The sequence below is a fragment of the Pseudomonas sp. P42 genome, assembly GCF_017973755.1.
In the GTDB taxonomy this organism is placed as follows: Bacteria; Pseudomonadota; Gammaproteobacteria; order Pseudomonadales; family Pseudomonadaceae; genus Aquipseudomonas; species Aquipseudomonas iridis.
Window position 1 is genome coordinate 79,303 of sequence record NZ_JACOPU010000010.1, and the last position, 25,425, is coordinate 104,727.

Below are 25,425 nucleotides of genomic sequence, written 5' to 3' on the forward strand. Positions count from 1 at the left end.
ATGAAAACATTCAAATCGAAAGTCGCTACCGTCGCCTTCGCCCTGGCCAGTACCTTCATCGCGAGCGCCAGCCACGCGCAGGATACAACGCCTTCCGTGGTGATCGTACACGGCGCGTTCGCCGACGGTTCCGACTGGGCCAAAGTGGTTCCACTGCTCCAGGCACAAGGCGTAGCCGTTACGGTCGTGCAAAACCCGCTTACCTCGCTTGCCGACGATGTTGCCGCTACGCGCCGTGCGTTAAGCAACCAGCAAGGCAAAGTGGTTCTCGTCGGGCACTCCTGGGGCGGCACCGTGATTACCGAGGCTGGCAGCGACAAGAAGGTCAGCGCGCTGGTCTATGTCGCTGCCTTCGCACCAGAGGCGGGGCAGACTAGCGGCGAACAAGGTAAAGGTGCGCCCACCCCTCCAGGCATCAGCCAGATCAAGGCCGACGGCAACGGTTTTCTTTACTTGACGCCAGAAGGCATGGCCAAGGATTTCGCCCAGGATCTCCCGGCAGCGCAGACCGCCGTCATGACCGCCACGCAAGGTCCCATCAAGGCATCTGCCTTCGAAGATAAAACGACCGTGTCGTCCTGGAAGACCAAACCATCCTGGTATCTGCTCGCCACAGAAGACCGGATGATTCACCCCGACGTCCAGCGTTCTGCCGCCAAGCGTATCGGTGCCACGCTTTCCGAGGTGCACACCAGTCATGTTCCCCAGCAGTCGCAGCCCGCTGAGGTCGCTGCAGTGATCCTCAAGGCAGTCCACAGCGTTGGCAAGCAGTGACCAATGCGTCGAGACGGAGTGGGCGCATGACACATTTACAGGATCAACACTATGACTTCATCGTGTGCGGGGCAGGTACTGCGGGCAGCGTGGTCGCTGCTCGTCTTGCCGATCAGAAAAGCGCGCGTGTCCTGCTGATTGAGGCTGGCGAAGGCTACTCGGGCCCCGAGGTTACCGAGCCGGCGCTATGGCCGATGAACCTTGGTTCAAAGCGCGACTGGGCATTCGAGGGGCAGCCCAATCCGCACCTCAACGGCCGACGACTCTCTTTGAGCATGGGTAAGGGACTCGGCGGTGGCTCCAGCATCAATGTGATGGTCTGGTCGCGCGGCCACCGCTCCGACTGGGACTATTTCGCTGCCGAGTCCGGCGACCCGGCCTGGGGCTACGATTCGGTACTCAATTACTACCGCCGGATCGAAAACTGGCAAGGCAGCCCTGATCCCGCTCGACGTGGCTCGGATGGCCCGGTGCATGTCGAACAGCCGGCGACGCCCCAACCCCTCGCGTGGGCAACGCTGGAGGCGGCCAGCCGCCTGGGCATCCCCACATTCGACAGCCCTAATGGCGAAATGATGGAAGGTCCGGGCGGGATGGCTATGACCGATCTGCGCATTCAGCATGGCAGGCGCGAATCCCTTTATGACGCCTACATCCGGCCACGGTTGCACTATCCAGACTTGACGGTTCTGACAGGGGCATTGGTGACCCGCGTGTTGCTGGTCGGTACACGGGCAATCGGTGTCGAGGTGGTGGTCGCAGGCGAACGGCAGTGCTTCTATGCCGCAGCCGAGGTCATCCTGTCGATGGGCGCGGTGCAAACACCCAAAGTGCTCATGCAATCGGGAATCGGCCCGGAAGACGAACTGCGAAGCCACGGCATCGCGCCGACCCAACACCTTCCCGGCGTGGGCGAGAATCTACAGGACCATCTGGCCTTTGGCTGTACGTGGGAGTATCTGCAACCCCAGGCTGTCGGTAGCGGCGGGTGCGAAACCACGTTGTTCTGGAAAAGCGACAGTCGCCTGGAAGCCCCGGACCTGTTGCAGTGCCAACTGGAGTTCGCGGTGCCGTCTCCGCCGGAAGTCGCGATAGAGCCGCCACAACATGGCTGGACGATGTTCGCAGGGCTGGCCAGGCCTACCAGTCGCGGACGCTTGCGCTTGTCAGGCGCCGGACCACTGAATGCCCCAATCATCGAGCCAAACTCCCTGAGTACGCCCGAGGATGTGAAAGCGGCGCATGCGTCGATCGCGCTGAGCAGGGAGCTCGGCAACAGTGAAGCCTTCAGTAATCTGGTCAAACGTGAAGTGGTGCCTGGGTCTAAGGATCATCGCGCTATGGAGCAGTTCATCCGCAACTCCGCTGTCACTTTCTGGCACCAGTCCTGCACCGCAAAAATGGGGCGAGATGCAATGTCGGTGGTCGACGCTCAACTGCGGGTGTACGGGATCGATAAATTGCGCATCGCGGATGCCTCGATCATGCCGCGAATTACCATTGGCAATACGATGGCACCCTGCGTCGTCATCGCCGAACGAGCAGCAGATCTCATACTCGCCGCGTACGGAGTGATCGCTGCGGCCACAGCGCCGGACGGCAACTCCTGAGAATAGAGGTAAGGCGGTGGTTTCCTCAGATACATTTGCCGTCTTCGGATGCACGGAAATGGCCAAAAAGATGCGGAAACGATTTATAAAGAGAAGAGTAAAATTCCCAAATGCCAGGAACGACAAAGCCCTGAATAATCAGGGCTTTGTCGGTACAAATATGGCGGAGGCGTTGGGGTTCGAACTCATGGACCTGTTACAGTCGACAGTTTTCAAGACCGATATTCAAATGTGCTGAGCATTGCGCTCGGCCATTTTCCCGATCAACAGGCCCAGACTGTTTGGCTCATCACCGTCAGTCATCTGAATACGCAGCCTCTTGTGTGTCTTGTTCTGCTGCACACCTAGTAATTTCCTTCGACATCGTCCTTCCTCATGACCAGGACATCTGCCGGTCTTGGCCCGGTCAGATAGGCCAAGTCCATCGCGTCCTTCAGTTCTTGAGCTGCCTTCGTGTAAACAGCAACCCAAACCACGTCATTTGCGTAATAGCCCCTCGGCGTTTCCTTGTTTTTGCGTACGCCCTGGCAGGGATTTTCTTTGGTCGTCAGTCCCGATTTCCGAGCAATGTTGAACACGTGGGAGAGGGTGGCAATCTCGCGATTCGCGCGAACCTTGGCGGTCCGCGCGTCGCGGTACCCGGCGATAGTTGCAGGGGTGATTGAGTCGATGGGAGCACTGTCGAACATGGGCCGAAGCTGCTTGATCTCCGCCAAATTGTCCTTCTGCGTCCGCGCCGCTTTCTTCGATACGATGTCGCGGATATATCGGTCGAAGATGCCTTTCATGGTGCGTAGATCAAGCGGCTTTTCCTTCGCCTCCAGCTCCGCCCATTTGACCCTGGCCAAGTCCAGATCCTTGCCCAACGGGATCGCCTTACCTGTCATGTCCAGGTAGTAATAGGCGATCCAAACCTTTCCGCTTTTTCGTGTTCGCGTCCACTGGTACATCCGAGGCGGCAAGTTGCGTGTGTCGGCCTTGCGGGGGCGCATATCAATTCACTCGCGAGTAGTCTGGTGTCCATACCGGTGCTGCCGGCGGCGGGTTGGGATCGGCAATCGTAGGGCTGATCATGCCCAGCTTCATACGGGCATACATGCGGCCCACCAACGGGCGCTTGCCGCGGCTTTCGACGAACACCCACTGGCGATCAATCAGCCAGCGGCGCTGGTAGGCACGGGCCTTGTAGCCAGTGAGTTCGGCCAGTTCCTCGTCGGAGAGGATTTCGGTTTCCATGAGGTATTGCTCCATGCCGCGCGTGGCAGCAGAAGGTGGTTGATATGGGTGGTTGCGCTTGGGCTACAGTTGATCGATGCGCAACTGATGCGGAGTATTCGGATGTTCAACAAGTATCCCGAGCAAAAGCAAAGCCGGACGGTACTGGGTGCGCTCGGCGCCGCACTCCTGACGCTGGGAATATTTCTGGTCGTCATCGATGCCGTTGGTGGGTTTATTTTCGTCGTGGCGGGAGGCGGCCTTGTCATGCTGGCGTGGGTGGCGAGTGAGCGAACATTCGAGAGAGTGCTGCGAGTGCTGAACTGGTTATGAGTGAGTGATTCCCCGCAGCACGGCCGCATACGGGCAGACTGTTGAGTTCGGTGATGTGTTACGGGTACTGGCGTTTGATGCGATCGGCAATGTCTTCGAGCTTTTCCGCCATGTACCGCATGTCGTTGTTATCGCGGCGGGATGCGACGCCCGATCGCTGCACGTTGCGGCCGTCGATGATCCACGCAGCCAAGACGATGATTGCGGTTTCAAGCCGGCGCCGAAGCCAGCCGGTGTGGGGAACAACTTTCATCGCCACGGCCCCTTGTAGATGAGGTAGGCCATGTAGAGCGGGGCGAAGATCATGGCGTCACCTCGCGTCGTGCCCACTGCACATAAGGGCCATCGTCCGTGTCTAAGATCCCCATCAAGAACCACTCCGGCCCCGGCGATTCGGGACTCCAAGCGGTGCATGCGGCATCTTCATCTGGAAGGTCGTAGGTTTCGTCGCCAGAGTTCCAGCCTTTCAGTTCCAGTCCCTGTTCTTTGACCCAGGCAATATAGGGGGCCGGGTCTTCGCTTTCGCCAAAGCTCGGGATGTTCGGGTGATACCACCAGCCATCCTTGTCGCGCTTCACTTCGACTGGTCCGAAAGGTTTTGGACTGTGGGCAGCACACGGCATCACGTAAAGCACGTCGGAGTATTGCCCGCCGCCAGGACTGAATTCCATCTTGCAGCCGTGTATCCCTCAGCTCAAATAGGCAGGAGGCCGACATGAGGTTGCAGAGCGATGTAGATGCGCTAGCGGCTATCGAAGAGGACGCTAAAGCGATGCTGAAACGGATAGGGCTGCCGGACGATGCAGTGAAGCTGGAGGTGGTCGTGTTCCTCCGGGAGGTAATCGACCTGGCCAGCTACATGGAGTTGAACCATCGACTCTTCGAAGAACCGAGCTTTCGTTGACACCTGCGCCGCTGCGGTCGATGCGCCCGGATCCGCTTTTACGATCGGCGTAATCAGGCACTGATGGCATTTTGATGACCGATAGGTTAGATTTTCCCCCTTCGGCACGATGCTAAAAGGGAGAAAGAAATGGCCACTGCTCGTGAAACAGCGCTCCAAACCGCTCTAATGTCCCTCATGATCGCTTCAAAAAAACAGGGTTACGATCTCCGTAATCTCGTTGATTGCGCACTTCCCATGACAGATAGCTATCCTCGCGATTTGTCAGGAAAAGCGCTTTCCCGCGCGACTATCGAACTTCAGCACGCCTATAACTCGGTGTTGATGGGTGAGCGGTTGGGATCTAAAGAGGCGTAATCGAGCCCGGCTCGGTTACTTCGTCCTCAGATTCTCCGGGGTGCTGAGTCTGATGATCTCGAGTAGAGCCCCTTGCCGTAACACTCTTTCGAATGGCTCTAATGTAACGTGACATGAGAGCATTTAACAAACCTCCTGCGAGTTGTCGGTGCCATGCACCCCTAGGCGTCGTCGGCTGGCGTGATTCGTAGAAGTGGGTATTTGTGTTCGGCCCGTCATGGAGCCGGATCAAGGAGCAAGAAATGCAACGAGGCGCTGCGGTTTACACAAAAGGGAAATTCACCGTTTACGAAAGGGTGATGATTCACCTCGACAATACGAGAGAGGTTGTGGGCTATCAGTTGATCGGCCCTGGTGCAGACTCAACTTGGATTTATGATCTTGATTCAGCCATTGCTGCAGCTGATGATCTTGACTCGAAAAGCAAACCAAGCTCGATGCCCGGCCCACGGTAATACAGTTGATCGGCACCGAATGGATTTCACTGGAAATTCTCGGTGCCTGTTTTCGCAAAATCTTTAAGCTGCCTCGACCACTTATCCTTAATGACCATTTCCGGTCGCGACATGTTGGTGAATGGTTCAGAGTCGGTGGCAGGCGCTGCGGCCAGATTGATGATGAACGTCGACACCGTCTCCTGCCATTCCTCGAAGCCGTGACGCTCGCCGAGGATCTGAAGTGCGTTATCGAGCGCTTTCGAAACAATCAGCGATCGCTTCTCGGCGCCGATCCTATCGAGCAGCGCCTTCTCCTTGGCGCGCTTGTCCTTCTGCAATTGCGCGTTGCTCTTGGCCATGGCCTACCTCTTCAATTGCGCTGGCCGGCAAGTCCAGCCAGGTTTGTCGGCGGCGGGTCGTCGCCCGGTTACTGATGCGTTTCATGAGTTGAACTTGAATCCGTTCTCGCTGGCGATCAGCGCAACCCGCTTGACGTGAATGTGCAGTGTCTTGGCCGTCTCGCTGATGGTCTTGCCGGCTTTGGCCAGTTCGCGCACCTTCGGGGCAATCTTGTTGCGCTCGACGCGCAGACGGTCGTGGTGAGGTGTGGATGCCAGCTTTGGCTCGCCAGTGACGCCACTGGGGGTTTGCTGAGCCTTACCGCCGGAACCGAAGAATTGATCAAGTTGCTGGTTCAGGTTGTCGAGACAACTGGTCTCGTGGGTTTGGCATTGGTGCACCGATCAATGCACACCTTCCGCCAGGCGATTGGCCTGCTTTTCGAATGCGATCGCCATGTTCACTGCTACCTGGTAATTGAAGCGGAAGACCTTGGTCTTTCCGGTGGCCAGATCAACGATGTGGTAGGCATTGCCGACCGTCTTCACCTGAAATCGCACTTTCTTATCTGGCGCCGCCAGACCTGCATGTCGGGCGAACTCTCCACGGGCTGCGTGGGAGCGAACAAGCAAGGCGTTGAGGACTTCCCTACGCTGTTGCATCAGTGGATGCATTTCGGCCTGGCATGGCAGATGCCTACATCGCTGGCCTATTGGACGCAGCAGATATCGCAAAATTCAAAGCATACGCAGCTTACAAGCTGAAATTGAACAAGGTTGATCACCAGCCCGGGTTCCCGCAGACCATCGAATGGCCTTCACTTTCCACCTGATGTGAGGCTAAGCGATTTGATCGCAAGCCCCTGATGGCACGACGCAATCGTGATAACATCCCCAAAAAATCCAACCACAGGATGTGTCACATAATGAGTACTAGACAAATTGGGGGGCTTACTGCCCTCCGATTTTTTGCGGCGTTCGCGATATTGTTTCATCACGTTAAAGGAAATTTTTTTCCTCCTGATTTTATGAGGGGGCTTCCTCTGGATGCTGGGGTAACTTTCTTTTTTGTTCTGTCCGGCTTCATTCTCTCTCATCGTTATTCCGAGACAGGTATTAGTGGCGGGCTACCGCGGTTTTACGTCGCGCGTTTCGCAAGGCTATGGCCTGCTCACGTTTTTTGCTTGCTGGTATTGCTGATATGCATTCCCTGGCAGCGTGAATTACTGCAAATGGGTAACAACGTATATATATTTGTTTTGAATTTGCTGATGCTGCACTCAGCTGTCCCAATCCCAGATGTGTATTTTTCTTTCAATGCCGTATCATGGAGTATTTCAACCGAAATTTATTTCTATATGGCGTTTCCGTTTTTGCTTATCTGGTTTAAAACGCAGCCGGTGATTAAGCTGTGCTGCGCAGTTATGGTCGGTGTCTTACTCGGATACTCACTGGATGCGTCGAACGTCCTATATTATGCTGCGGATAAGCTGGACAAGGTATCGTCCCACGGATTTGTATACATTAGCCCAGTCGCAAGAATACAGGAGTTCATGCTTGGGATCGTATGCCAGCAACTTCTTTCTAAATTGCAGCTTGGCTCTGTCAAGAAAGTTTCCGCCACAGCTCTTGAGATGACGGCGCTTCTAGCAGTATTGCTCTTAACTCCTCTGCTTGGTTTTTATTCAGCTAAAATTGCTGGCCCTTCTAATGTCGCGTTGTCAGAAGTTTATCGACACACTTCGATGGCGATTTTGTTTGCAGCGGTTATCAGTTGTTTCTATATGGATAAAGGCTTGATATCAAAAGCTTTGGCGTGGCGACCACTGGTGTTCCTCGGCGAAATAAGCTTTTCTCTTTACTTGATTCATCAAGTTATTATCAGGTTTGTTGTGCAGGATCAATTGCTCGTAGGATACCCATCTTATACGGGGTTCTTAGTTGTAGTGGCGGCGTCTATCGCGTCAGCCGCGTTTATCTGGCATTTTGTAGAGAAGCCCTCACAGAAATCAATACTGCGATTGTATGACTATCTGATGTTAAAGCTTGATCGTCGAAGTACGGATCCTGCCTAGAACTAACATCACATCGAAACCGCTCAACTGAGCGGTTTTTTTATGCCTGGAGAAAACTATGGACATATCCGATAAAGATCGCGACATCCTTGCGCGAACGCTGTGGGGGGAGGCACGCGGCGAATCGCTGGCCGGTCAGATTGCCGTAGCCTGCACCATTCGCAACCGCGTATTTGATGGGAAGGAGAAGTCATGGTGGGGTGAGGGATACGCCGGTGTTTGCCAGAAGCTTTACCAGTTCAGCTGCTGGAACAAGACCGACCCGAACTATCAGTTCCTGATCGGAATGAAACAGATCCCGTTCCGCGAACTGGCGCAATGTCGTATCGCGGCTGACCAGGTGATTGACGGCAAGGTGGCTGATCCAACCGGCGGTGCCACGCACTATTACGCGCTCAGCATGAAGAAGCCGCCAGGGTGGGCGGCGAAAGCGAAGCAGACCCTGAAACTGGGCGGTCACGTCTTCTTCAAGGATGTCCTGTGAAGGTAATAGGTGGCTGACGTGGAAGGCGTGGTGCTGAGCGAGAAGATGCAACGAGAAGCCGATCGGCTGCTGGCGCAAATTGTCCGGGCAGACTCGATGATCATCGCCGTAAAGGCGGGGGCACGGGCGGATGGCTTCGTGCTTGGACTGGAAACCGGCGGGGCTTTGCGCGCCGGTGATTCTGAACGGTTGTACATCATTTTCGAAGCCGCTTTGGTGGAGCGCCTGAAAACTCTGTCGCGGGGTTAAATCAGTTAACTGGCATGATCAAGCACGCCCTTCAGCGCAGACCCGCAGGCGTCGACTTCGTCACAAAACCGTTTCCAGCGCACATCTGGCAATCTTCGCGTGCGCCAAAGCGGTCGAGACAAGCTGGGCAGATGCAGAAGGCTGCCGACTCGATATTAGGTCGTATCTTTTCAAAGGCGTGAAGATCCCGGTCCTCTTGCGCAACCTGAGCGGCGTCTACCAGAGCCCGATAGGCGTCAGAGTCAGAGAGAGGGCGGTGGGCAATCCCGGCAATCATCCGCTCGGTCTCGATCAACTGATACCGACGTCCGTTCATTTCCAGAACCAGGCCTGAAATCCGCCCAATTTTTCGGGAAAGCCCTAAGGTCAGCCTTACCCCGTCCGTGTCGGAATAAACCTTCCCGTCATAAGCGAAGCAGGCACCGCGAGGCTCGTCACTTGCGAAGTTAAATATCGAGCGGCTGATGGTACCTAGCAGCTTTCCGTTGTCGAACTGCACAACGTCATAGGTCGAGGCTCCGCGGTATTGGCTGGGCGAATTCTGCAGCTCCTCGACGGCGTGCCAGTACGCGGCGTCTGCCATTTCGTTCATGTCGAACTGCTCAAGCTTCTTGATCAGGCCCTCATCGCGGAGCGTGGTTGCCATCCCGTAGAGGGTTTCCCGGTGGCCCTCCGGGTTTTGCATGCGGAAGTCTTGGTCATCGAGAGTTGCACGCCTTTGCTGGAGCCTCAGAGTTTTAGCCTGGTCGAAATTCATGACAGGGGTTCACTGTACAAATGCTGTATGCATGTACAGTAATCGAGGTTCGGCCGTAGAGCGAGCAAGAAGCGACGAGCTGCGATTAAAGGGCCAGAAGCAGACGTTCAAAAAGCTGAACGATCAGGTTCTCATGTAATGAAATCATCCAGCTGTCGTACCATCGGCACATCAACAAAACGGGGGTTGATATGGGAAATGGTCAGGGCAAACGAGTCGTTGTCATTGGTGCAGGCATCGTTGGCGCGTCATTGGCGTATCACTTGGCAGATAAAGGCGCGAATGTCACTTTGGTAGAAGCTGAAGATATAGCTTCGGGAGTGACTGGCAGCTCATTCGCTTGGCTCAATGCCTCACACCTTGAACCCGACCCAATCGCGCAACTGCGCTGTTCGGCCATCAAGGAGTACCGCCGACTCGAAACGCAGCTGCCAGGTCTGGAGATAAGATGGACAGGCGCCTTGTCTTACAGCGTGATGGCGATTGAAGCGCTGCCAACCTCAGGTCACCAAGCTTCGGCAAACCTGATGTCTCGATCGCAGATTCTCGACTTGGAACCAAATCTCAAGAACCCTCCCCAGTCTGCTCTGTATGCGGCTGAAGAAGGAGCGCTGGACGCAGTGGCAGCTACGCATGCGTTGATCGCAGGTGCCCGGGCTTATGGGGCGAAGATTCTCACTCAGACTCGAGTGCTCGGTTTTGTAACCCAGAGTGCAACGGTGACTGGAGTCGAAACAACAATAGGCATCCTCGATGCCGATATTGTCGTACTGGCAGCCGGGACAGCAATCACGAAGCTGGCAGACATGCTTGGAGTGTCCCTGCCAATAGAGGCATCTCCTGCCATTTTCATCCGTTACAAGTCACAACCCAACCTCGTGCATACCCTCATCTCCAGCCCTGAAATGGAAGTGAGGCAAAGTTCGGATGGTACGTTGCTGGCAGCAGAGGATTACCTGGACGACGCCGTGGACAATCAGCCGGCAGCGATAGCGCTTCGAACTGCCAAGACGATCCAGAACGAACTCCATGGTGTTGTTTCCATAGATCTGGAACGGGCTTGTGTCGGACTCAGGCCCATGCCTGCCGATGGCATCCCCATCATCGGTTATCTACCCAAAGTGGGTGGCGTCTACGTTTGCGCAATGCATCCTGGAATTACTTTGGCGGCGGCAGTGGGACGTCTGGCCAGCGAGGAGATCATCGATGACAAGGTGTCCAGTGCCCTTTGCCCATGCCGGCCCGATCGATTTTTGCAAGCGTAGGGGGTTTCTCTTGTAAGGCAGCAATCGGCCACTGTGTCCACTTCAACCGGACGTCGCTGCTTATGGCCTGCTGTGACCATAGTTAGCTTATTTCTAAGCGCTTGACGATTAAGAGCGAAACAAGCCGTATTCTCGGGCGCTAAATAACGGAAGACCAATAACTTACGGCAGAAAAAGAAAATGGCTTTTAGCCATCACCCTTTAATAGCCAATAACTCTAAAGAATTGGAAGCACTTTTCTATATCGGATCTATTCTCGTAACGCGCAATGGAAGTATGGATATCTTGCGCACCAACTCATGCCATAAACTATTAAAGGACTACCCCATGGAAAGCTTCGCTATTGCGGCATCACAAATTAACTGGAATGGCGGTCAACGGATCACTTTAAATGCAGGTGATACGGCCACTTGCACGACGTTGCGTCCGGGGCAGATTTACGGAATTTTCATTTATAATTCCGCCGGCAGCGATAACAATGCAGCCGTAAATGTTGTATGGAGCAATAGCCAGCCTCCTGCAACCATCACTGTCCCCGGCACCACCGCCAATGCCGGCTTGGCATCGCTGGGATTCGTTTCCGGCACTGACACTCAGACAATCTCAGTTTCGTTGCCTAGTAACAGCGGCATTGCACAGGTTGAGGTGTGGTTGGGCAGTACCAGCATGCCAACGAATACGAGCGGACTAAACAACAACTCGTTGCAGGCTAACGGGGAGCAGTACCCGTTTAACAAATATAATCGCTACTATTCCGTGCCGCCTTCGAAATGGATGAATCTGACAATTGTTAGCAAAATCACACAGTTCATTTCGTGCCAGTTTCGCGAAGCCGCTGCAACCGTATTTGTTGTGAATGAAACGTCAAATGGCTTACTGGTCGGGCAAGTCACTAACATTGGACCTACTGCTTCGGAAAAAGGGGCAGTGACCATTGTTGCCACTCAGATTCAAAACATCAGTAATAACTTGCAGGGCGACGGTACTCAATGGGTCTGGATGGATGCAGATAGCCAGCAAGACTCAACGAGCGCCAGCATTTCATTACAATCCCTATAATCTATAGCAGACGAAGAGAAGAGCCGCGCAGGTCGCGGCTCTTTTTAGTTACCCGTGTAATTAAAAAGTCGGCACGGTTGGTGCCTTGACGCGACTCGCTAACAACTCCGTAACCGCATAATCGCATCCGTAATCGCTTTTGCATTCGTGTCCAGGGTTTCCAGAGCTGCAATTGCGTTATCAGCAACATTGTCTGCACCAGCCCCTGAAATCCAGTTGGTAATCTCTTCAATCGCCGCACCGAGAGCATGCTGGTTGTGCAAGAGCAACGTCAACGCATCAGCAGTGGCGATGTTGCCGTCTGAATAACTTGGCATGTGGATCATCCTTGAGCGAAAGGTTCGTAAAGCCTCATTCGTCCCGCCAGGACAGATTAGCCCAAGCAATCATTTATTGAGGGCTATTTCCGCCCTAAAATGCCGCATCTATCCCATGTTGCCATTCTACAAACGTCAAAAACCACAACCCCCCGACTTTCTCTAGAAAAATAAGGGGGTTGCGTTTTTAGAGTTTGGCGGTGAAGGAGAGACTCGAACTCGCTACCTTTGAGGGCCTGTAGCCCACCTCCAAGTGCACACCCAGCTAGCTCCATTGCTATCTGCTTTACATTATCGGCCGATAACGGTCACTCGGGTGTCATCAAAACCGCAAGCGTCATCTCGATGAATTCCTCGTTCTTGTCTATTGCCCAGAGGGCGCCCCGGACGTTCTCGGCGACATCGGCCGACCCTCGCTGCTCAACCCAATTCGATAGCTCCATGATGGCGGCTTCGAGGGCGAGTTGGTTTTCGTTGATCTTGAAGAGCAGGGAAGGGAGCAGGTCTGAGTTGGGCATTTTGGTTTCCTTGGTAGCCAAAGAACCAGCGTAGCACCGTGTTACATGAAGAGTTTTTTAACGATCGGCAGGACGCCGGAGAGGGGGGAGTTTTGTAACGCGTTGCAAAAAGTTTTGTAACGCATCGGAAAAAGCCGCAAAAATCTCAGATCTCAGAAACGACAAAGCCCTGAATAATCAGGGCTTTGTCGGTACAAATATGGCGGAGGCGATGGGATTCGAACTCATGGACCTGTTACAGTCGACGGTTTTCAAGTCCGAAGATTAGTCCTTATATTTCAATAAGTTAAGCTGTATTCGTTTCCGCGAAGCCGCATTCGTCAATGCTCTGTAGGGCTCTGAAATCAAGGGGTAGTGAGTTACTTGCGGAAACGAATTTGGCCGGTTATTTAGCGTTCATGGTTGGCTCATGATCGCCCAAAATTCCATAGCTGCAACCGAGAGACTGCGCTTGATGAAAAGTGACTTTCATTTGAAGTGAAAATTTGCACCCAGCCTGGTCAGCCTTGACAGGTAGATAACGGCCATAAGCGGAATTTGCAACCGACCGCTGACGGCCAATAGCGGACGTTTGCACCAAGCCCGCGTTCGGCCAGAAGCAGACGCGGACGACGACACTTGTCCCCGATACCGACCATAGACATATTGCCGAAGGCTTCGTAATCTCAAGCCTGAGCCTGTCGATTCTCCTTTACCTATGCCGTGTTTCTAGCAGTCAAATCAATTTGTCCTGGGGGGCGCATGGAAAACGAATGGAACGCGAAACAAGTTGCGGACAACGTCACAACACATGTGTCACCTACTTGTAGTTCGGCCGTAAAATTAGCAGGGAGCAACGTCAATGATGACGCCTTACGCTAAGCATACATTTGGTGAAGAGGTAGATCGAAAGCTCAGAAGCCGGCTCGGTTGGCTAACCGCAGGCGTTGCATCTTCGATTACTTGGCCATCACACGACGTCTGCATTGAGTACGCCGGAGACGAATACTTTCTAAGAGGCTCAGAAAGGGATGGAAAACCGTCTCCTCCCGGGATAACTATTGCCTGCGTAGGAGATAATCCAGATGATGCTATCTCAAAGATATACCGATTCACCTCCATACTAAGTTGGTATCTCTGCGGGTATGTGGATGTTTCTGGGTATGTGTGGGGAACGCATCCATGCCTGTATGGAGATCCTCAAACCGTATATTCATCTTTGGGCATTTTTGGCAAAAAATCATTCAGCTGTAATCACATGCCTGTCATAGAATGTGACAGCACTCGTAGGGCATTAGCCTTTTGGAGAGAAGGACAGCGACTTAGGGGGGTACACGCTAGTTACGCTTTCCTTAGTTTCTATAAGGTCGTTGAGTCCCAATTCTCCAATCCCAAGAGAAAAGTTGCCTGGATAAATGACGCTATCGAGCGCTTGTCGGGTGATGCATCCAAGCGTGTTGCAGAACTGAAAAATGCTGGGAAAGACGTTGGGGTACATCTTTTTCAAAGCGGTCGTTGCGCTATTGCGCATGCCTCACTTGATGGGGAAATCGTAGACCCGGATATACCCAGCGATCGAAAGCGACTCCAGGATGACTTGGTGATAGTAGAGGAGCTCGCCCGTATGTTTATCCGGGACGAGCTAAAAATTCCTGACTCAAGGTCTCTCTATCGTTCACGTAATAGGCTCTTACCATGGAGTACGCTTCTGGCAGAAGATACCTTTCGTCTGCTCGAAAAGGGCGGAACGACAACTGACTGCGGCCAGTTGCAGGGGCAGGAAGTATCCGTCGGCTTGTGGCCGGATGGCCCAATTCGCGGCCTCGAGAGCATGACTCTACACGTTGATACTATTAAGGATGGCGTTGTAAAGATCGTCCTATTAAACGAGCGCAAGACCATTCTTCTTGTATTCTTTTTGGATTTTAGGAGTGGGAAAGCACACACCAATCTTGAGGATGGCGGCCTACTCTGGGGAACAGAGGAGCCTGATGAGCAAGATGTATTGGCTTACGCTACTTTTTTTTACAAGGTGCTTGGAAATGGTATTGCCGAACTAACTAGTGGCAAGCTTGAGCCAATAGATTGTGAAGTTGTAATTCCAGTAAATATTATTCCGCCCGATCCAGAAGAGGCCATCAAGCAGACTCTCGAAAATTTCAGGGCGGAGGCAGCCACTAAGAGTGGTGCCGCGGCAACAGAGCAACCACAGTAGTTAAAGGATGGGGGCTGATCTATTTTTAGAAAATAGATCAGCCCCCTTTTCTGGTTTGTCACGTTAATTTCAAGGATAGGCTAGGTAAATTGTGACTATTAATACTAGTTTTTGGGTTCGGAATTATAGAGGTTTTAAAGAAGACGGGGCTGGCTTTTTGGTGATCAAGCCAGTTAATGTGATAGTTGGCAAGAACAATATAGGCAAGTCGAGCCTTATTGCTGCTGTGGACCATATGTTCAGGGAGCGTGGAGTTGAAAATGAAATTGGTAGAAACATTGAATTTGGCGAGGTATTAACCGAGGCCGAGTTGCAGCCATATTTTAGTAATAATACAGCAGGTGGAGATTTACCTAACAATCACTGGCGAGGGCATGGACAGAATTTTATCGATAAGCGTGTTGTATGGAGGGAGCCGGGCAGAGATGTAGAAGTGCTCAGGATTGAGGGGTACGAGGGAAGTTTATTATCAGGTGAAATATCGCGGATTGGCAACGTTGTAGCAGCGAGTAAACGTAGGAATTTGCGACATGTTCGGCTTGATGCAGATAGGGATCTTGTCAAGGAGCCATATATACATGAGCTTGCACTGAAAAGTAACGGCGAGGGAGCCACAAATATTGTTCAGAGTTATATAAATAGCTCTAATCTTGATAGGGACCTGATTCAGGTCAGACTACTTACCGCGTTAAATGTGATTTTTACGCCTGATGCTGTATTTTCAGAAATGGTCGTGCAGCATCATTCCGATAATAATACATGGGAAATTTATCTTGGCGAGGAAGGGAAGGGTCTTGTTCCACTTTCAGCCTCGGGCAGCGGGCTGAAGACTGTTATACTAACGTTGCTTAACCTCTTGGTGCGCCCCGACTTTGAGAAAAAAGAGATTGCAAATTATATCTTTTCATTTGAAGAGTTGGAGAATAATTTGCATCCTTCGTTACAAAGAAACTTGTTTTCATTTCTATTGGATTATGCGCAATCGAAGAATTGCCATATTTTTTTGACTACACACTCACAGGTAGCAATTGACCTTTTTCATGGTGAAAATGATGCGCAGATTCTCCATGTGAAAAAGCAGAGTGGAGACGTTCTTGGTATAATTCTGGATGACTTAAATCGCGGATATTCCATTTTAGACGATTTAGGTGCCAAAGCCAGTGACATACTCCAGGCGAATGGCATCATTTGGGTAGAAGGGCCGTCAGATAGAATTTATTTGAATAAATTTATTGATTTGTGGGGTGAGGGGGCTTACAAGGAGGGGCATCATTATCAGTTTATTTACTATGGCGGTAGTGTGCTGGCTCATATAGATGCTAGTACTCCAGAGGTGGATTTGCAGGAGGCGGTTAGCGCAATAAAAATAAATAGAAATTTTATTTTTGCGTGTGACAGTGATAGAAAAAACAAAAATGGTAAATTGAAGACCAGGGTAACAGAGCTTCTTTCAAATGTTGCTAATGATCGTGGGTATGTTTGGGTCACGCGATGTCGAGAAATTGAAAATTATATTCCCAAGGAATGTTTTGAGTCGGTTTATGGGAAGTCTGGCTTGCCTCAAATTGGCGAGTATGAGTACGTTCAGGACTATCTAAGGAGTAATGATCTTTCCCGCGCCGCTGAATTCACAGACAAACATCATAAGGCGGTAAAATTTAGTGAGGCTTTCTCCAAGGAGAATCTGTCATTTAGACCGGAATTGTCCACGGAAATGACGGCAATAATTAATCGCTTAATGATCTGGAATAGTTGAATGAATTCTTAATGTATGGACATTTTGGACGCTATAAGATCAGACCAGTTCCTCTGGGCCGCGCTGGAAAGCGATCTTTACCCAACAAGGCCAGCATGGGACAGGCGGTGGCCGCTGTGGCAATACAGTTACGAGCCCTAGGAATGAGGAATTACAGGGGGGCGCACTTTGTGTCCCCTACATCGACTACTGAAACCCCTGTTCTCGTAGGGGAGGCGGAGTGACCGCTTTTGGCCGGAAGCTTCCGCCCACTGACGGCTGTTTCCGGTCAAAATGGTCATTCGCGGGCAATGGAGATTGAAGAACGCAACGCTGAGATATCACAATGTTTTACTGGCAAAACGCCAGTGCCAAGGCAGCATAATCAGCATTTCTAATGATATAAAAAATACCATATCTAATCTGATTATCTCATAATTTTGCAGTACTAGCCGTTTAACAACCTGAATTCTTTGCCTTCAATGCTGTGCGTTATAGTTGTGCCTTCAATAGCATAAACCTTAATACCAAGCTCTTTACCTGATGAAGAATCTAGATCAGTGAAGAACGCTGCCTCAAATCCGTTTAGAACGCTTTGGAATATAGGTGGCGTCACCAAATTGCCCAATAGATTAAAATCCTCACCGCAGCGCTCTTTGATTTTAAGATAGGAGGCGAGTCCACTGTCATTCATTGCTTTAACGGTTTCTTCTCCAATTTTTAAAACAGATGCTGTAAGAATTTCTTTTCCAAGCGGTTGTCTTTCTACATGGTTATTTCTTAATATCTCACTGTAAATGTTGACAAGCCTTTCGTCGTGCGGAGATACGTCGAGGCTTAAAACTCTCAGCTCACTATCAACTGCAGCGGCAATAGTCCTTGCTCTATCTATTAATTGCACAACATGAGCAAGGAATTCATACAATGGAAAGAAGTCATGATCAGTGCTCTCGCCAAACGACAAAACATTGCCATTGACATTAAACTCAACGACCACCCTTGATTGTACGTCACGTTTAAGAAAATTTACTGCTTTTAGGAGTTTAGGCAAGTGATCGATATTTGAAAATTTTGAACCAATCCACTTCTCAGGGTTAAAGTTATAATCAATTTTTAGATTAAGGGTTTCTGTATTATAGGTGCACTTTTGGCTAAGTAATCCACCAAGACAATCTCCGACAATGAAAAGCTTTTCGCCGGCGGAATGGTGGTAGGAGTCAAATGATGCCAACTCAAACTCAGTATCATGTATTAGAGATCTAAGATATAGGGTGGACGGTACAGCAGTCTTATGCGGCTCTAAAACAAATACCCCATCATTCTTCGTTTGGTTGATAATTTCAAACAGAGCAGAGCCAACAAACTCAAACTCGTTGGTATTAAGCTCAATACCCTCTCCCGTTTCTAGAAAGTATTTCCATTTTTGGTTGGCTTCACGGGCTATGTCATCATTTTTAAATCTGATTTTTATTTTCGCACTTTCACCTGGCTTTACACTGATTTCATGAGATAGGTGATCATTTTTAGCCGTAGTTTTTACAACGAAGCGCGGATCGAGCTGGCTGAGGTAGTTCTCATATCCACGCACAAACCCAGAAAGAGGCGCCTTGCCAAAGTTCCCCATGCTAGTGTAAGCAAGCTGGGAAGCGCTGGCGACAGCCTCGACCAGCTTTTGCTGTAACTCGTCAGGTCCTATGGAGGTCTTGCCTATTAACTCCATAGCACGCTTCTCAGCTACAAATTTCCACTGCTTAAGCAGCTCAATTGGAAATCGCGCTTCATCGGTATCAATGAGCTTCGAGCATGATTGACACAGCCAGATACCGTTAGCCGCTGCACTACGTTCATCCGCCGTCATATCGGCATTATAGCGGCGTGCGCCGGCGCCGGGAGCGGCAGCTGTAATGTGTGCAGCAACCCCTATGCTTGAATAGCCGCTCCTTTTCTCCATTGTAGGCCCAAAGGTGTAAACCCTGCAGTCAGGGTTGGAGCATATACCGCCGCACATTTCACGAAGCTGGTTTTTAATCGACTGTAGGAAATCATCCCTTACTTTTTTTTCCTCTTTTTTTGTTGATTTTTTAGATTTTACAGCTTTAGTCGAATTTCCTTTCATTATAACCAGCTCTTTATTGTTCTTACTTTTGATGACCTTGTAGAGCGACGCTCTTGACGCCGGCAATTTGCTAACGCTTAAATTGTTTCTCGCAGTAGCTCACATAAAAGCTGGTCTCTGCGCGTATAATTAATCCGGTCAGAAAGCTGATATTTGTTTTGCTCCATCAATGAATTGGCCTGCTTGCTCCACAAATCCAAATTAGAGCTATGTATTTGCAAGTCATCTCTTGGTGAGTCCTCAATGGGTACAAAAACGTTGTAGCACATTTCCGTTCAAAGATGAGATAGGTCGAGCGAGGCGAGCGCACTTGTAGGCTTGAAAGTCTACTGCTGGCCGACAGCGGTAGCTTGCCGACGTCCGCTTTTGGCCGTTTTCTGCCTTTCGCGATAGGCGGAAAACGACCCTTTGCAGCCGGTCGGGGTGGACCGAATATTGCCCGCTTTTGCCTGTCGTCGAGGACAGGCGTCGGCTGATCCCACAACCTGGGCGTGACAGTAGCTCGGCTGTGCAAAATGTGCAGTCTGCAGAGGGCGTTCCCAATGGATCCGAGGAGCCCGGTTTGGCGCGCGTCAGAGGCAACGGCCAGGCGGTGTCTCCGAAAGGGCCTACGGCGTACACACTTCTTTCCCTTTCCAGGACTGTGACTTCTAACAAGACTAGGTGGCCCATTGGTTGGTATAAAGCCTAACCCCAACATCGATCCAACAGTGAGGTACTCAATGGAATTCTTGCATCAAACCGAAGGAACGAACCCTCGCGTGATCAGTGAGTGTGTTCGCCTCGCGGTGTCCGAGGCACCTGCAATGGTTGGTCAACACATCACCTTTGACAGCCCTTTGCTTCCGCTGGCTCAAGCTGAGGTTGAGATACTGCTCGCTATGAAGCTCAAGATGATCGGTGCTGGCGCACGAGAAGTCTATGACCGGCAACTGGTCGAGTTAAAAGTAGGAGTCATCGTTGCCATCGACGATGAGCCAGAAGAGCCAGTACTCGCCGGGTTCCTCCAATACACGCCGCGGCTGTTCACCCAGGGCGTGGCAACTATTGGCTATGCTGCCGTGCATCCAGACTATCGAGGCAAAGGCCTTTTTACCCAGCTGCTCGATATCCTGAAGCAATCCTACCCAATCATCGGCCTGGATTGTCCGCTTGAGGTAGCTCCTATCTACGAAAAGCTGGGCTTCAAGCCTGACAACGTTCAAGGTGCTCACGTCGGCATGAGCCTGGGTGCTATCAGCGGAAAGACCTGGATGTACACTCAGGAAGACCTGGACAACGAAAAACTCTATCAACAGGCAAAGGAGAAGGTACGCGACAGGCTTGGCAAGGAGACCCGCGCTGCCTACGCGAAGCGTGATGCCGACACAGCCCGGCGGGCAGAAGAGGTGAAGGCATACATCGCACAGTTCAAGGCTAAGGCTGCCGAGCCAGCCTAACTCCAGCTGGAGGGGAGGCCACGATTGTGAGCTTCCCCACTTCTGGCGAATAGCCGCCCGATGCCGTAGGCTCGGGGTCGGTACTGCTGCCGGTTTACTCCTGAAGAGCCTAGACTCTTTCGCTGCGGTTCCCCGCTGTTAGCCAGTCGGAAGACAATTCAGCGCTCTCCTCAGCTTTTAGTCTGGAGGGCTGTTCTTACAGTGATTGTGAAACAGCTATCTAGGAAACCTGGGGCGATTCAGTTCTCAGTAACGCTTTAAACTAATTAGTGGGTAATGCCGCTGTTGGACATCATCGTCAGTGGCCGCAATTGGCCGTATGCGGTCGCTTGGGAATGTCCGCTTCTGGCCGAAAGCTGCCCGTCTCGAATGCCTGCCTCCAGCCGAGAGCCTTACTTCGAGGAAGAGCAGCGGTTAAGAAAACTCGAGTACGAACTCAATCGATTGTCGGGTTCATCGGGTAGGTTTAACGATCTCACCGACGCGTCGGTAAACCGTTTCTGTTATGCGCTTATCTGTATGACCAAGCAGTCTGCTGGCATGCCCAAGATCGTCAATCTCACTGGCTGCCTTCGGACGGATATCCCTGAACTGGAACTGTCGGATGCTTGAAGCGAGTTGCGCATCTTCGTTCTCTAGAGCTTTCGCGATTGCAATATTGCGCGCATCGTCGAATCGTAGACGAAGCATTGGCGCAGTCACTCGACGACCGTCTTCCGTGACGATCAAGTACGGGTTTCGGACTGCGCGCGCCTTCCGCTGTGCGAGCAGCTTTTCTATCAGCTCACCCAAGCCGTTGATGATCTCCCCGGCATCAAGCCGGATGCGGAGTTTTTTCGAGGTCTTTCCCTGGGCAACCTGCAGAAAGTTGTCGGTGACATCGGTAGCGCGCATGGACAGAACATCCGCAGGGCGTTGGCCAGTAAGATAGGCCAAGTCCATGGCGTCTTTGAGTTCTGGCACGGCAACGCCGTAGACGGCATTCCAAATCGTGGCATCAGCGTAAAAGTCACGTGGCGTCTCTTTGTTCTTACGCACCCCTGAGGCTGGGTTTTCCTTGTCGGTGATACCCCATTCCCTGGCGATGTTATAGATATGCGAAAGCAGTGAAATTTCACGGTTTGCCCGAACCTTTCCAGTTCGTTTGTCGCGATACTGCGCTATCACCTGTGGTGTCACTGCATTGATCGGAGCTTCACTGAATGCTTTTCTGAGTTGTGTCAGTGAAAGCAAGTTGTCCTTTTGGGTTCTAGGCTTTTTCCCTGGAATGATCTCGGCCTCGTATCGGTCGAAAACTTTACCCAGCAAGGTGTTCTTTTGTGGAATAGGTTTGCAGTCGAGTTTTGCCCATTCCGCCTTGGCGACATCTAAGTCGCTACCCAAAGGAATTTCCTTCCTCTTTCCCTGAGCGTCCCTTCCGTCGTAGTAGTACCCGACCCACTCGGAGCCATTTTTCATTGACCTGACTCGCCTGATCATTCGAGGGGGGAGATCGCGATTTACTGCCTTTCTTGGTCGCATTTTCACCCCACACGAGAAAGATCTAGCGACCAGGCTTCAGCCGCAATGTTGTCAGATGAAGGCTTTACACCTGACAGCTTCATTCGGGCATATACGCGGCCTACAACGGGTCTTCTTGCGCCAGTAAGTACGTACTTCCAGCCATTTCGATTGAGCCAGTCCAGTTGCAACGAGGGTCGTTGATATCCGGTGATTGCGACCAGCTCGTCCTCGGCAAGTGTTTCGCTATGAATTTCCATGGCTATTCCTTTCTGAATTCACGTCGGCTTGTATGGACTCGTCCTGCTGTCGTTGCATGTCTTCATCAGCCTTGTAGGCGCGGATGTCGATCAACGAGGCCATGTGCCGTATGTGGACGTATTTGAGTGCCTTGCGACTGGCGTCGATCGTGGTGATCGGAAGCTGAATCCGGCCGTTGTAGATCTCAGTCACAAACAGCTGTGAATTCAGGTTGCGAAAATAGGCTTCCCGTACTTTTTCCAGTGGGATCAGTACATTCCCAAAAGTGCGATAGAGCATTTCGACGGTGGTCGATTCGGGCGCCGGATGAAGGCGAAGCGGATTCTGCGTGGCGTTACTCATGGCCTTGTCGAGCCTCCTTGAGTTGTTTTCGGGCCGGGTGGTTCCAGGCATTCAGGCAGTGGCGTTTAGTCAGCTCGCGCAGATGTTCGGGCACTTCGAGGAGCGCGGCGTTGCGCTCCTCTCGTGTGCGCATGGCAACAATCTGGCGGGCGTACTCCCTAGGCCACGTCACGGCGATCTGCCGGGATGGCAGGAAGATCGATGTCCAACTGCTCGGCCAGCCAACGGATACCGGCCTGCTTCACCCGAGTCGACTGGCTGTACTGCATTCCGTGTTTCTCGTCATACCAGGGACTATCCTTGACCCGCAGGTACGCTTTGTCGCGCTTCGGGTTCGCCGGCAGGGTTCCCCTGAGCAAACCTTTTTCCCGCATGAGAGCGATCAGTTTGGGGCGAGTGAGGCTGAGTTGAGCGGCTGCTTGGGCGAGGGTGCGTTCCATAAACGGTTCCTCAAGCAGCATGCGCAGCAGGAGTGGCCGCTGCAGCAAGGTGGTTGATGGACTCAATGAGCTTTGCGTAGATCTCGGCATCGGGGTCGTACAGAGTGAAGCAGCGCGTATGCGGGCTCTTGTTGCCGATGCTCAAGATGGCGGTGACGCCTCGGCGTGAATGGGTGCGATGCAGCGCCACATGCAGGGGAAGCTCGAAACCCATGTCGAGGCTCAGCACACCGCCGGTGTGCACCAGTTCGAATACGCGCTGCTTGTCCTGGAGCTCAAAACGGCCGTATTGACGATCGCCATGCGGGAGATGCACCAGGTCGCTGGAGTTACTCGCGTCGAACGGACCGTTGGCAATCTCCTCAATAAAGTCGGCCAGCTTTAGGTGCATCTTCTTGTCGTTCTGCAGGGTCAGCGTGTGGCGTTCGCTGCCCAGTTCCACGACGAAAGTGCTTTCTACTGAGCCGCGCTCAGCCTTGAGGCGGAATGCCAGGCATTCGCGCTTCGGTGCTGTGCGCAGGATGTGGTTGAAGGTCTCGGTCAGGTTTACCTGGGCGTTGAGCAACTGCAGGGTGCGGTTGTCGATCTTGTACTTGATCATGCTGTGTGCCCTCCACCTTTTGGATCGATAGGAGAGGGTTGGCAGGACTTGGCGACAAGCTTTGGTTTGCTGTTATGGATGACGACCAGACAGCCCGTGGCTAGCTGCAGCTGTTCGATCAGTTTGCGATTGCTGACGCATGCCGGATGGACATGCAAGGTTGCGGTGGTACGCATAGGTATTGCCTCGCTCCGTGGTAAAGAGTGAGGCAAATATCAACCAGTGGTTAAATTAAGTCAACAACCATCGGGTGAAATTTTGGGATTGAGCATTCACTCGGGAGTGAATGAACCAACGATTTTTCCACAAATTTGCATATCGTCCGTCATTTCAATGATGGGGTATTGCGGGTTGATCGGTTTCAGATAGAGCTTTCCCGCATCTTTCACGAGGACCTTGAACGTGGCTTCGTTGCTGCTCGGCAAAGAAGCAATCACTCGATCGCCGTTGTTCACAGCGAGATCGGGGTCGACAAAAATGATGCAACCCTCAGGGTAGCTGCGACCTGGGCCGGTATTTGTCATTGAGTCTCCAACAACGCGAAGCGCATACCCTGATCTGCTGATATTCACCGGGCAGGGCACCCACTGTTCGGCATGGAGCAGTTCGACGGTGGGGGCAATTTCACACCAAGCTCCAGCTTGAACCCATGAAATCAGTGGCACTTTGTTCATGCTTGATGTCAAGGCAATAACGTTCTCGTCCTGCGCTACTTGCTGATTGCCTGCTTCATGAGGAAAAACTGGCATGACCCCATGCTCAAGCCATTCTCTGCGCACGCCGAGCCAAGCAGATAGCGCCGTCAAGCTATCGATTTCAGGAATAGCCGCCCCGTTAAGCCATTTGCTGACGGCTTGGGCGGTCTTAACCACGCCCTTGGAGCTGAGCTGTTTGATGATGTCTGCCCCTCGGCCACGCTGGCGAACACCATTGGCGTCCAGTGCAGTGTTAAGCCGCTCAGCAAACATAACTCTTTCGGATTCTTTATCAATCATAGGTTGATAGTCACATAATGGTTGCTAATCTGTCAGTTGAACATTATTATCAACCGACAGTTGAAAGGAGGCATTCATGCTCAAACCACAGAATTTCCCTAATGCCATTGCCTTCGCCTTTGAGGCAGTAGGCGGTATTGGAGCAGCAGCACGTGTGTGTGGACGCAGTTATCAAGCACTCAACAAGTGGAGGCTAGCAGCTTCGTTACCACGCACGGACTACACAGGTGAAACGGAGTACGCGAAATTGCTTGCTGCGGCTGCTCGAGAAAAAGGAAACCCATTCGACGCCGATTGGCTGCTTGGAAAATCTTCACCGCAGAAAGCTGCATAGAAAAAAGGCGACCCAAAGGTCGCCCAGTTCCTCCCGGCAGCATCACCACAATGCAGTCGGGTCGCGATGTCGGAAGGCGAGCACACCACATGCCGCCGACTTTCATCGCGTTTCCAAGGCTCGGAAGCCTTGGTGTTGCTGCCGTTCTTACCACAGAGCTGGCAGCTGTTGCGCCAGGGGTGAACAACGGATTGTTCGCCCCGGCACGGTGCCGGTTATCCCCTGCAAGGGTTCCCGGCGTTTGGGCCATACCAAGCCACGCGGCAAATGTATCACCAACTTCTGTCGCGCGGCACTGGCAACTTTTAGGATTAATGCCATGAGCCGAATTGCTCTCAGTTCTGTGGAACGGGCGCAGCGGGAAATCCTGCCGCTCGATTTAGCGCTGTACCACGCCGCTCGCGATTACCCGGGCGGCGCCGCTGCCATCGCCGCGACTACGGGCCGCAACCCGACCACGCTGCAGCACAAGCTGTCGCCAACCCACCCGAGTCACTCCATCAACATTCAGGAATTCGGCGAGATCCTCGAACTGACCAAGGATCGCCGCATTCTCGATGCGGTGCATGCGCTGGTCGGTGACACGATCTGGCAGGAACTGGCCGACACCTACACCAACGATATGCCCGAGACCCTCACCACGGGTATCGCCGAATACTTCCGCCAGGTCGCTGATCTGGCCGAGACCTGGGCCAAGAGCATCGGCGACGGCGTGGTGACTGATCAGGAACTCGCTGCGATTCGCCTGCAGGTGTTCCGGGGTATTCAAGGGCTGC

General features: G+C 52.3%; 33 protein-coding genes and 1 pseudogene. 17 read left to right on the forward strand and 17 right to left on the reverse strand.

Annotated features, from left to right (window positions below; all coding sequences use genetic code 11):
* Both H8B20_RS27305 and H8B20_RS27310 read left to right on the forward strand, forming a co-directional pair.
* The gene (locus H8B20_RS27305; protein WP_210625177.1) at positions 1-774 is read left to right on the forward strand and encodes an alpha/beta fold hydrolase; all 774 of its coding nucleotides are present in this window, start codon (positions 1-3) and stop codon (positions 772-774) included.
* A gap of 26 nt (positions 775-800) precedes the next feature.
* The gene (locus H8B20_RS27310; RefSeq protein WP_210625178.1) at positions 801-2,384 is read left to right on the forward strand and encodes a GMC family oxidoreductase; all 1,584 of its coding nucleotides are present in this window, start codon (positions 801-803) and stop codon (positions 2,382-2,384) included.
* Positions 2,385-2,612: 228 nt separating this feature from the next.
* Here the strand turns inward: H8B20_RS27310 and H8B20_RS27315 are convergent.
* Positions 2,613-3,376, reverse strand: a pseudogene (locus tag H8B20_RS27315) (integrase); the annotation flags it as partial.
* A gap of 1 nt (position 3,377) precedes the next feature.
* Positions 3,378-3,620 (reverse strand): DUF4224 domain-containing protein, encoded by a 243-nt coding sequence (locus H8B20_RS27320; protein ID WP_095135434.1) that lies wholly within the window; start codon positions 3,618-3,620, stop codon positions 3,378-3,380.
* A gap of 102 nt (positions 3,621-3,722) precedes the next feature.
* Here H8B20_RS27320 and H8B20_RS27325 point away from each other — a divergent pair, with 102 nt between their 5' ends.
* Positions 3,723-3,932: a hypothetical protein gene (locus H8B20_RS27325; RefSeq protein ID WP_210625179.1), complete on the forward strand. Its 210-nt coding sequence runs from the start codon at positions 3,723-3,725 to the stop codon at positions 3,930-3,932.
* 58 nt (positions 3,933-3,990) lie between these two features.
* On the opposite strand, the gene H8B20_RS27330 is transcribed toward H8B20_RS27325, so the two are convergent.
* The gene (locus H8B20_RS27330) at positions 3,991-4,185 is read right to left on the reverse strand and encodes a hypothetical protein (RefSeq protein WP_210625180.1); all 195 of its coding nucleotides are present in this window, start codon (positions 4,183-4,185) and stop codon (positions 3,991-3,993) included.
* 49 nt (positions 4,186-4,234) lie between these two features.
* Positions 4,235-4,603, reverse strand: coding sequence for a hypothetical protein (locus tag H8B20_RS27335; RefSeq protein WP_228732776.1), 369 nt, complete (start codon positions 4,601-4,603; stop codon positions 4,235-4,237).
* A 44-nt stretch (positions 4,604-4,647) separates the two neighbouring features.
* On the opposite strand from H8B20_RS27335, the gene H8B20_RS27340 reads away from it, so the two are divergent.
* From H8B20_RS27340 to H8B20_RS27350, 3 genes are all read left to right on the forward strand, one after another.
* Positions 4,648-4,836, forward strand: a complete 189-nt coding sequence (locus H8B20_RS27340) for a hypothetical protein (protein WP_210625181.1) — start codon at positions 4,648-4,650, stop codon at positions 4,834-4,836.
* 129 nt (positions 4,837-4,965) lie between these two features.
* Complete coding sequence (locus H8B20_RS27345) at positions 4,966-5,193, forward strand: hypothetical protein (RefSeq protein WP_210625182.1); 228 nt, start codon at positions 4,966-4,968, stop codon at positions 5,191-5,193.
* A 242-nt stretch (positions 5,194-5,435) separates the two neighbouring features.
* On the forward strand, positions 5,436-5,648 hold the full coding sequence (locus tag H8B20_RS27350) for a hypothetical protein (protein ID WP_149658583.1): 213 nt from the start codon (positions 5,436-5,438) through the stop codon (positions 5,646-5,648).
* 26 nt (positions 5,649-5,674) lie between these two features.
* On the opposite strand, the gene H8B20_RS27355 is transcribed toward H8B20_RS27350, so the two are convergent.
* Together H8B20_RS27355 and H8B20_RS27360 are read right to left on the reverse strand one after the other, a co-directional pair.
* Positions 5,675-5,989 (reverse strand): hypothetical protein, encoded by a 315-nt coding sequence (locus H8B20_RS27355; RefSeq protein WP_210625183.1) that lies wholly within the window; start codon positions 5,987-5,989, stop codon positions 5,675-5,677.
* Positions 5,990-6,070: 81 nt separating this feature from the next.
* Positions 6,071-6,370, reverse strand: a complete 300-nt coding sequence (locus tag H8B20_RS27360) for a hypothetical protein (RefSeq protein ID WP_228732777.1) — start codon at positions 6,368-6,370, stop codon at positions 6,071-6,073.
* A 6-nt stretch (positions 6,371-6,376) separates the two neighbouring features.
* On the opposite strand from H8B20_RS27360, the gene H8B20_RS27365 reads away from it, so the two are divergent.
* The 4 genes from H8B20_RS27365 to H8B20_RS27380 all read left to right on the forward strand — a co-directional run bounded on the left by H8B20_RS27365 (position 6,377) and on the right by H8B20_RS27380 (position 8,776).
* Positions 6,377-6,733, forward strand: coding sequence for a hypothetical protein (locus H8B20_RS27365; RefSeq protein WP_210625184.1), 357 nt, complete (start codon positions 6,377-6,379; stop codon positions 6,731-6,733).
* 161 nt (positions 6,734-6,894) lie between these two features.
* Positions 6,895-8,043: an acyltransferase family protein gene (locus H8B20_RS27370; protein ID WP_210625185.1), complete on the forward strand. Its 1,149-nt coding sequence runs from the start codon at positions 6,895-6,897 to the stop codon at positions 8,041-8,043.
* Between the two features lie 58 nt (positions 8,044-8,101).
* Entirely contained in the window at positions 8,102-8,527 is a 426-nt protein-coding gene (locus H8B20_RS27375) for a cell wall hydrolase (RefSeq protein ID WP_210625186.1), read from the forward strand.
* 18 nt (positions 8,528-8,545) lie between these two features.
* Positions 8,546-8,776: a hypothetical protein gene (locus H8B20_RS27380; RefSeq protein ID WP_210625204.1), complete on the forward strand. Its 231-nt coding sequence runs from the start codon at positions 8,546-8,548 to the stop codon at positions 8,774-8,776.
* A 31-nt stretch (positions 8,777-8,807) separates the two neighbouring features.
* Here the strand turns inward: H8B20_RS27380 and H8B20_RS27385 are convergent, their stop codons facing one another.
* Positions 8,808-9,533, reverse strand: coding sequence for a hypothetical protein (locus H8B20_RS27385; RefSeq protein WP_210625187.1), 726 nt, complete (start codon positions 9,531-9,533; stop codon positions 8,808-8,810).
* 191 nt (positions 9,534-9,724) lie between these two features.
* Here H8B20_RS27385 and H8B20_RS27390 point away from each other — a divergent pair, with 191 nt between their 5' ends.
* Both H8B20_RS27390 and H8B20_RS27395 read left to right on the forward strand, forming a co-directional pair.
* Complete coding sequence (locus tag H8B20_RS27390; protein WP_200617214.1) at positions 9,725-10,798, forward strand: NAD(P)/FAD-dependent oxidoreductase; 1,074 nt, start codon at positions 9,725-9,727, stop codon at positions 10,796-10,798.
* A 180-nt stretch (positions 10,799-10,978) separates the two neighbouring features.
* On the forward strand, positions 10,979-11,857 hold the full coding sequence (locus H8B20_RS27395) for a hypothetical protein (protein ID WP_210625188.1): 879 nt from the start codon (positions 10,979-10,981) through the stop codon (positions 11,855-11,857).
* Between the two features lie 98 nt (positions 11,858-11,955).
* Here H8B20_RS27395 and H8B20_RS27400 read toward each other — a convergent pair whose 3' ends face one another.
* Both H8B20_RS27400 and H8B20_RS27405 read right to left on the reverse strand, forming a co-directional pair.
* Positions 11,956-12,174 carry a hypothetical protein gene (locus H8B20_RS27400; RefSeq protein WP_200614522.1) on the reverse strand — a complete coding sequence of 73 codons (219 nt, stop codon included), beginning with the start codon at positions 12,172-12,174 and terminating at the stop codon, positions 11,956-11,958.
* 308 nt (positions 12,175-12,482) lie between these two features.
* Complete coding sequence (locus tag H8B20_RS27405) at positions 12,483-12,692, reverse strand: hypothetical protein (RefSeq protein WP_210625189.1); 210 nt, start codon at positions 12,690-12,692, stop codon at positions 12,483-12,485.
* 841 nt (positions 12,693-13,533) lie between these two features.
* Here H8B20_RS27405 and mauJ point away from each other — a divergent pair.
* Positions 13,534-14,886: a methylamine utilization protein MauJ gene (gene mauJ / locus H8B20_RS27410; RefSeq protein WP_163004744.1), complete on the forward strand. Its 1,353-nt coding sequence runs from the start codon at positions 13,534-13,536 to the stop codon at positions 14,884-14,886.
* Positions 14,887-14,977: 91 nt separating this feature from the next.
* Positions 14,978-16,642 carry an ATP-dependent nuclease gene (locus H8B20_RS28170; protein ID WP_210625190.1) on the forward strand — a complete coding sequence of 555 codons (1,665 nt, stop codon included), beginning with the start codon at positions 14,978-14,980 and terminating at the stop codon, positions 16,640-16,642.
* Positions 16,643-17,069: 427 nt separating this feature from the next.
* Here the strand turns inward: H8B20_RS28170 and H8B20_RS27420 are convergent, their stop codons facing one another.
* Entirely contained in the window at positions 17,070-18,737 is a 1,668-nt protein-coding gene (locus tag H8B20_RS27420; RefSeq protein WP_210625191.1) for a hypothetical protein, read from the reverse strand.
* A gap of 722 nt (positions 18,738-19,459) precedes the next feature.
* Between H8B20_RS27420 and H8B20_RS27425 the strand changes: the two genes are divergently transcribed.
* Entirely contained in the window at positions 19,460-20,176 is a 717-nt protein-coding gene (locus tag H8B20_RS27425) for a GNAT family N-acetyltransferase (protein ID WP_210625192.1), read from the forward strand.
* Positions 20,177-20,629: 453 nt separating this feature from the next.
* Here the strand turns inward: H8B20_RS27425 and H8B20_RS27430 are convergent, their stop codons facing one another.
* The 7 genes from H8B20_RS27430 to H8B20_RS27460 form a co-directional block, all read right to left on the reverse strand.
* Positions 20,630-21,697: a tyrosine-type recombinase/integrase gene (locus H8B20_RS27430; protein WP_210625193.1), complete on the reverse strand. Its 1,068-nt coding sequence runs from the start codon at positions 21,695-21,697 to the stop codon at positions 20,630-20,632.
* A gap of 2 nt (positions 21,698-21,699) precedes the next feature.
* Positions 21,700-21,936, reverse strand: a complete 237-nt coding sequence (locus H8B20_RS27435; protein WP_116254740.1) for a DUF4224 domain-containing protein — start codon at positions 21,934-21,936, stop codon at positions 21,700-21,702.
* Complete coding sequence (locus H8B20_RS27440; protein WP_210625194.1) at positions 21,923-22,279, reverse strand: pyocin activator PrtN family protein; 357 nt, start codon at positions 22,277-22,279, stop codon at positions 21,923-21,925. Before H8B20_RS27440 ends, H8B20_RS27435 begins: the two co-directional genes overlap by 14 nt.
* On the reverse strand, positions 22,272-22,412 hold the full coding sequence (locus H8B20_RS27445) for a hypothetical protein (protein ID WP_170929787.1): 141 nt from the start codon (positions 22,410-22,412) through the stop codon (positions 22,272-22,274). Before H8B20_RS27445 ends, H8B20_RS27440 begins: the two co-directional genes overlap by 8 nt.
* A gap of 25 nt (positions 22,413-22,437) precedes the next feature.
* The gene (locus tag H8B20_RS27450) at positions 22,438-22,719 is read right to left on the reverse strand and encodes a phage antirepressor KilAC domain-containing protein (protein ID WP_210625195.1); all 282 of its coding nucleotides are present in this window, start codon (positions 22,717-22,719) and stop codon (positions 22,438-22,440) included.
* A gap of 10 nt (positions 22,720-22,729) precedes the next feature.
* Complete coding sequence (locus H8B20_RS27455; RefSeq protein ID WP_210625196.1) at positions 22,730-23,320, reverse strand: hypothetical protein; 591 nt, start codon at positions 23,318-23,320, stop codon at positions 22,730-22,732.
* A gap of 272 nt (positions 23,321-23,592) precedes the next feature.
* The gene (locus H8B20_RS27460; protein WP_210625197.1) at positions 23,593-24,315 is read right to left on the reverse strand and encodes a LexA family protein; all 723 of its coding nucleotides are present in this window, start codon (positions 24,313-24,315) and stop codon (positions 23,593-23,595) included.
* A 76-nt stretch (positions 24,316-24,391) separates the two neighbouring features.
* On the opposite strand from H8B20_RS27460, the gene H8B20_RS27465 reads away from it, so the two are divergent.
* Together H8B20_RS27465 and H8B20_RS27470 are read left to right on the forward strand one after the other, a co-directional pair.
* A complete protein-coding gene (locus H8B20_RS27465) occupies positions 24,392-24,649 on the forward strand; it encodes a hypothetical protein (protein WP_210625198.1) in 258 nt (85 codons plus the stop codon).
* Between the two features lie 319 nt (positions 24,650-24,968).
* Positions 24,969-25,425, forward strand: a 457-nt coding sequence (locus tag H8B20_RS27470; RefSeq protein ID WP_210625199.1) for a phage regulatory CII family protein, incomplete at its 3' end; no start/stop codon positions are given.

Coding starts and splice junctions, on each gene's coding strand:
- H8B20_RS27305 (WP_210625177.1), top strand. CDS start 1: ATGAAAACATTCAAATCGAAAGTCGCTACCGTCGCCTTCGCCCTGGCC.
- H8B20_RS27310 (WP_210625178.1), top strand. CDS start 801: ATGACACATTTACAGGATCAACACTATGACTTCATCGTGTGCGGGGCA.
- H8B20_RS27320 (WP_095135434.1), bottom strand. CDS start 3,620: ATGGAAACCGAAATCCTCTCCGACGAGGAACTGGCCGAACTCACTGGC.
- H8B20_RS27325 (WP_210625179.1), top strand. CDS start 3,723: ATGTTCAACAAGTATCCCGAGCAAAAGCAAAGCCGGACGGTACTGGGT.
- H8B20_RS27330 (WP_210625180.1), bottom strand. CDS start 4,185: ATGAAAGTTGTTCCCCACACCGGCTGGCTTCGGCGCCGGCTTGAAACC.
- H8B20_RS27335 (WP_228732776.1), bottom strand. CDS start 4,603: ATGGAATTCAGTCCTGGCGGCGGGCAATACTCCGACGTGCTTTACGTG.
- H8B20_RS27340 (WP_210625181.1), top strand. CDS start 4,648: ATGAGGTTGCAGAGCGATGTAGATGCGCTAGCGGCTATCGAAGAGGAC.
- H8B20_RS27345 (WP_210625182.1), top strand. CDS start 4,966: ATGGCCACTGCTCGTGAAACAGCGCTCCAAACCGCTCTAATGTCCCTC.
- H8B20_RS27350 (WP_149658583.1), top strand. CDS start 5,436: ATGCAACGAGGCGCTGCGGTTTACACAAAAGGGAAATTCACCGTTTAC.
- H8B20_RS27355 (WP_210625183.1), bottom strand. CDS start 5,989: ATGGCCAAGAGCAACGCGCAATTGCAGAAGGACAAGCGCGCCAAGGAG.
- H8B20_RS27365 (WP_210625184.1), top strand. CDS start 6,377: ATGCACACCTTCCGCCAGGCGATTGGCCTGCTTTTCGAATGCGATCGC.
- H8B20_RS27370 (WP_210625185.1), top strand. CDS start 6,895: ATGAGTACTAGACAAATTGGGGGGCTTACTGCCCTCCGATTTTTTGCG.
- H8B20_RS27375 (WP_210625186.1), top strand. CDS start 8,102: ATGGACATATCCGATAAAGATCGCGACATCCTTGCGCGAACGCTGTGG.
- H8B20_RS27385 (WP_210625187.1), bottom strand. CDS start 9,533: ATGAATTTCGACCAGGCTAAAACTCTGAGGCTCCAGCAAAGGCGTGCA.
- H8B20_RS27390 (WP_200617214.1), top strand. CDS start 9,725: ATGGGAAATGGTCAGGGCAAACGAGTCGTTGTCATTGGTGCAGGCATC.
- H8B20_RS27395 (WP_210625188.1), top strand. CDS start 10,979: ATGGCTTTTAGCCATCACCCTTTAATAGCCAATAACTCTAAAGAATTG.
- H8B20_RS27400 (WP_200614522.1), bottom strand. CDS start 12,174: ATGCCAAGTTATTCAGACGGCAACATCGCCACTGCTGATGCGTTGACG.
- H8B20_RS27405 (WP_210625189.1), bottom strand. CDS start 12,692: ATGCCCAACTCAGACCTGCTCCCTTCCCTGCTCTTCAAGATCAACGAA.
- mauJ (WP_163004744.1), top strand. CDS start 13,534: ATGATGACGCCTTACGCTAAGCATACATTTGGTGAAGAGGTAGATCGA.
- H8B20_RS27420 (WP_210625191.1), bottom strand. CDS start 18,737: ATGAAAGGAAATTCGACTAAAGCTGTAAAATCTAAAAAATCAACAAAA.
- H8B20_RS27425 (WP_210625192.1), top strand. CDS start 19,460: ATGGAATTCTTGCATCAAACCGAAGGAACGAACCCTCGCGTGATCAGT.
- H8B20_RS27430 (WP_210625193.1), bottom strand. CDS start 21,697: ATGCGACCAAGAAAGGCAGTAAATCGCGATCTCCCCCCTCGAATGATC.
- H8B20_RS27435 (WP_116254740.1), bottom strand. CDS start 21,936: ATGGAAATTCATAGCGAAACACTTGCCGAGGACGAGCTGGTCGCAATC.
- H8B20_RS27440 (WP_210625194.1), bottom strand. CDS start 22,279: ATGAGTAACGCCACGCAGAATCCGCTTCGCCTTCATCCGGCGCCCGAA.
- H8B20_RS27445 (WP_170929787.1), bottom strand. CDS start 22,412: ATGCGCACACGAGAGGAGCGCAACGCCGCGCTCCTCGAAGTGCCCGAA.
- H8B20_RS27450 (WP_210625195.1), bottom strand. CDS start 22,719: ATGGAACGCACCCTCGCCCAAGCAGCCGCTCAACTCAGCCTCACTCGC.
- H8B20_RS27455 (WP_210625196.1), bottom strand. CDS start 23,320: ATGATCAAGTACAAGATCGACAACCGCACCCTGCAGTTGCTCAACGCC.
- H8B20_RS27460 (WP_210625197.1), bottom strand. CDS start 24,315: ATGATTGATAAAGAATCCGAAAGAGTTATGTTTGCTGAGCGGCTTAAC.
- H8B20_RS27465 (WP_210625198.1), top strand. CDS start 24,392: ATGCTCAAACCACAGAATTTCCCTAATGCCATTGCCTTCGCCTTTGAG.